The organism is Pararhizobium sp. DWP1-1-3, from assembly GCF_049896125.1.
GTDB lineage: Bacteria > Pseudomonadota > Alphaproteobacteria > Rhizobiales > Rhizobiaceae > Pararhizobium.
On the sequence record NZ_JAFCTR010000037.1, the window covers coordinates 1 to 3944 of the forward strand.

Annotated in this window: 4 protein-coding genes and 1 pseudogene; 2 read left to right on the forward strand and 3 right to left on the reverse strand. The window is 54.6% G+C overall.

The features are described 5' to 3' along the window. A pseudogene (locus tag ACP7BS_RS29580) lies at window positions 1–254 on the reverse strand (PhnA-like protein); the annotation flags it as partial. 367 nt (window positions 255–621) lie between these two features. On the opposite strand from ACP7BS_RS29580, the gene ACP7BS_RS29585 reads away from it, so the two are divergent. Further along, window positions 622–984 carry a hypothetical protein gene (locus ACP7BS_RS29585; RefSeq protein WP_426233302.1) on the forward strand — a complete coding sequence of 121 codons (363 nt, stop codon included), beginning with the start codon at window positions 622–624 and terminating at the stop codon, window positions 982–984. A 174-nt stretch (window positions 985–1158) separates the two neighbouring features. On the opposite strand, the gene ACP7BS_RS29590 is transcribed toward ACP7BS_RS29585, so the two are convergent. Then, on the reverse strand, window positions 1159–1626 hold the full coding sequence (locus tag ACP7BS_RS29590; RefSeq protein ID WP_426233303.1) for a hypothetical protein: 468 nt from the start codon (window positions 1624–1626) through the stop codon (window positions 1159–1161). A gap of 466 nt (window positions 1627–2092) precedes the next feature. Further along, window positions 2093–2350, reverse strand: a complete 258-nt coding sequence (locus ACP7BS_RS29595) for a hypothetical protein (protein ID WP_113317474.1) — start codon at window positions 2348–2350, stop codon at window positions 2093–2095. Between the two features lie 183 nt (window positions 2351–2533). Between ACP7BS_RS29595 and ACP7BS_RS29600 the strand changes: the two genes are divergently transcribed. Beyond that, window positions 2534–3001, forward strand: a complete 468-nt coding sequence (locus ACP7BS_RS29600) for an FAD/NAD(P)-binding protein (protein ID WP_426233305.1) — start codon at window positions 2534–2536, stop codon at window positions 2999–3001. Window positions 3002–3944 lie beyond the last annotated feature (943 nt).

Below are 3944 nucleotides of genomic sequence, written 5' to 3' on the forward strand. Positions count from 1 at the left end.
ACGAGGCCAGCGACGACAAACCAGACGCCGCCGGCGATGGAAAATGTGCTTGCATCGGGATTGTCCGAGGTTGCTGGATCAAGGACTGCCGCTCCGATCCCGACCCCGAGGAGGTTCAACAGGAACTGCACCGCAAGCGCGACGGCAACACCCGCAAAGATCGAGCCCCAAGAGATTTTGTTGAGAGCCGCGGTTGCGGTTGGGCTTCCATAGGCAGTGTCATGATTGAGGCTGGTGGAAGTGGGTATGGTCATTGTGTGGTTCCTGCTTGTTGGTCACGCTTTCGTGAGTGGTGGTGAAACTCACCGGAGCCGCACAAGTTCCTCTCGCCGACGCGAGGTTTTTGTGACGTGAACGAAAGCGTATTTACCGCTCGGATTAGCTCAGCGGAAGCACCTTGCTTTATGTGAGCTTCTCAGCGATGGAACTTGGAAATCCCCAAGGCATTGAAGGCCAGGCCCCTGGACGACCTTATGGTGAACGTCGACAGCGGCTACATGCTGGGGGTTCATGAAACGGCCCTAAACATGCTGGTTCCTAGGATTTGTGGCTCGACCACGTCTATATCCTGGCGACGAGTAAGGATGTCTGGAATAGCCCTGCGCAGGAGAAGGGACGCAATTGGGCGCCGCCGAAAAGTCCTATGGAACCCTGGGCGCAGTTATGGACAAAAGTTTCGAGGAGCAACTGGAGGATTTCGAGAAAGCGGGCGCGACTGTCCGGCGTCTCAGAACCGAGGAGGTGGTGCAGTTTGAAATCGCGACGAAGTATAAAGACGTTCAGAACACCTGGGGAAGACCAGAGGACGCCGGGTTTAAAAGACGCCGCTGCCGTCATCGCAGAAGTTACGTCAATCATGATATTTTTCGTGGGATGACCACGCCGGCGGCGCTCCGGAACCGCTGCGACGTCCTTGTTGTACGCGCGCCAATGAAAACATCAGCATGCCATATGACTCGCGTCGCGACGGCACTCGCTAGTTGACTTCGCCGAAGAGAGATTGCATTCGCTCAACGGCGAAGCATCACACATCTGACATGGACCGCACCTTTTGGGCGCTGGCCAATCCCACCCGGTGCGGCGTCCTGCAGCGCCTGATGACGAACCTGGGCTTTCGGTCTTCGAGCTCGCCCGTCCTTTAGGACGCCAATTTTTAAATCATATCGAAGGTAAAACTCCCGGTCTCACATTGCGCTCGTGGTAGAGCATTTTCCAGTGCACGACATCGCGGGTGTTGTTCAAAGCGACCAAAAACCAACCGAGATGGACGGCGCCAACCGACAGCTTGATGGTCGTCACGGTTATACCAGAGAATTGCTGGAGCAGACACCTGGCTTCGTGATCGGGGACTTCAGATCCATCGACTTCGTAGACATAAGTTTCTTCGTCACCTGCCGTCAGGCTAGATAAAACTTCTGTCAATTGTCCATCGCTCACCAGTGCTGGTAGCGTCCGGGTGTCTCCTCCATATGCCTGAACGCGATGATAATCCCAGCCAAACGCCGGAGGCGGGGAATTGGCATCGGTGGATTTGGTGTACTGGCGAAGAGATACCGTTGATGTGCCCTTGGCAATATCGCCGATCATGGTGACAACTTTCGTCCACTCCACCACGCGTTCAAACATATGTCAGTCTCCATTGTTCCGATGATGCCTGTTTACTCATGAAGCAGGGTTTGGCAACTGGCGGTGAATGCAGAGGTGGCTCGGAATAACTGCAACGCCTAATGTAGAGCGCGGAGGCGGAGAATGTCGAAGCGCACATGAATGCCCGCGACAAATGATCGAATACTTGGGCAGCCCCATTTCAGATTTTCCATTTAATGCATCCTATGCGGCAGTCTAAAGCTCGTGGCTGGGTCCATATCTTAAAAATGAGCGCCGGCGGAGCCTCGAAAACGCGGCTGATCACGAGTTCACGGTCAGATGCGTCCTTCGGATCAGTTACCGCGGTCATTGGTTCCTCCCTTCTGAAGGTCTCTCAAATAATCCTCAATGCGATCGAGGCGCTCATCCCAGAGCTGACGGTATTGGCCGAGCCAATCGTCGACGTCCTTGAGCCGAGGACCTTCAATGCGGCACGGGCCGGCTCTCATTCCGAGTAGGAAAGCGTTTCTACGAGCCGCTGCAATGCCGGCGGTAGTGAACCGGCGTCGGTAATGTGCGCCTTAAGCCCGCTTTTGTCAGAATGGCCGTCTTGATACCAGTGGATCAATCCGACTGCCACGTCCTGAGCCGCCTTGTCATTGATGTCTACCGAATTTTCCACGCACCACGCCTCCAGAAAGGTCTGCAAGAGAGCTAGGTCTTCAGGCGCAAGGAACTGGCTGGACGTCACAGTGGAGTGCATGGTGAACCCTTTCCGTCTTACACAGGAAATCATTTTTGATCGACTGCGATGCAGGGTCCGGCAGCGCATGATTGATCCAATATCGTTTAAAGCTTGCGCTAAGCTTGGAAACGGTATCATCGGTAGCGATAAGAGTTCTTCTCGATACCTACTGCGATCCAGATCAGATGGCCTCAGGAGGGCGTGCATCATGGACAGCATCAAGAGCGAGAAGAGCCGCAACGTCAATCGGCGCGGAATGTTGACCCCTTATCGGCGTCCAATATTCACCCCCCTGTAGACGATCAGCGCTTGGCCTGCCCGGCGCTGGCCAATATTGCCAGCATCGAATTGCCGCCCGTGTGCGAAAGCCTGACGGTATGGCTTCCACACAAGACGCCGGCTGAACTCGCCATAATTGGAGTTCAACCAGAGACAATTGGGGAACGCGAATTCTATCCCCGCGTCGTCCTCGGTCAATATTTTCAGGCAGAGCTGACGGCACTTCTTGCCAAGGCGGTCGCGCGAGGTCATGTCGTCGATGTAAAAGGCAACCATCGGGTTTCCGATGTCAAACTGCGTGAGCGGGATATAAGCGTCGAGGTGATCAGCTCGGACGGGTCAACAGCAAGCCAAGGTGTTCGATCACGTGGTCATGGCGACTGGTCATGATTGGCCAAAAAAGACGGAGACGAAACCCGGTTTCTTCATCTCGCCGTGGCCAGCAGTAAATCTGGAGACGATAGAGGACGTTTCAGTTGGTGTTCTTGGGACATCGCTTAGCGGGATCGACGCAGTTGTCTCCGTCGCAACGTCACATGGTTCGTTTCTGTTGGATGAGACAGGAGCCATGCAATATCACACGGCGTCGGACGCCGATTTTCATATCACAATGATGTCTCGAAAAGGCCTGCTCCCAGAGGCTGACTTCTATTGTCCAATCCCTTACGAGCCATTGGCCATTTATTCGAACGGAACTTGAAGAACTTGCCGGCCAGAGACGACTTGAGCGTAATGGTCTGTCCCGTCGTTAGGTTATGTGGGACTCGGTGCTTGTTAGTTTCAACCGAATGATGGCCAAGGGACCGGTCTCGAGGTGTAAGGTCGGGAGGAAACATTGAGGCCTGAGGGCTGCCAATGGCAACGAAAAACAGGAAGCCCTAAAAATAGCTATCAGCCGCTGCAAGTAGAAAATTTCGTTGCCTTTCCATTTCGACACCCTCCGTCCTTGCCTTTCCCGACACCTCTGCACTTGGGTGTCCATGATCGTCGCAAGCGACGAGTCGAGGAGAAATCGGATTTCTCAGTGCCTAAGAAGGTTGGCGAATTCGTGCGGGTCGCAGACAACCATTGTCGACACCATAGAGCAGCGCGATGAAGTCCCTGCCGATGGCCGTCGAAGCTACGGCTAGATCGGTTGCGAGTTACAGTCGGCGCAGTAGTGGCACTACAACTGGGTGGGAGGTCCGCTTCCTTTAAGGCGTCAGTTGGTGCATCGTGACGGCATGGCGCGCCGGTTATCAGCGCAAGGATAAGTCAAGCGCGGATGCTTACAGGAAAAACCAACTGAAAGCTTGTTCCAGGATACGTCGGATGCCATTCTGGCGACGCTCCC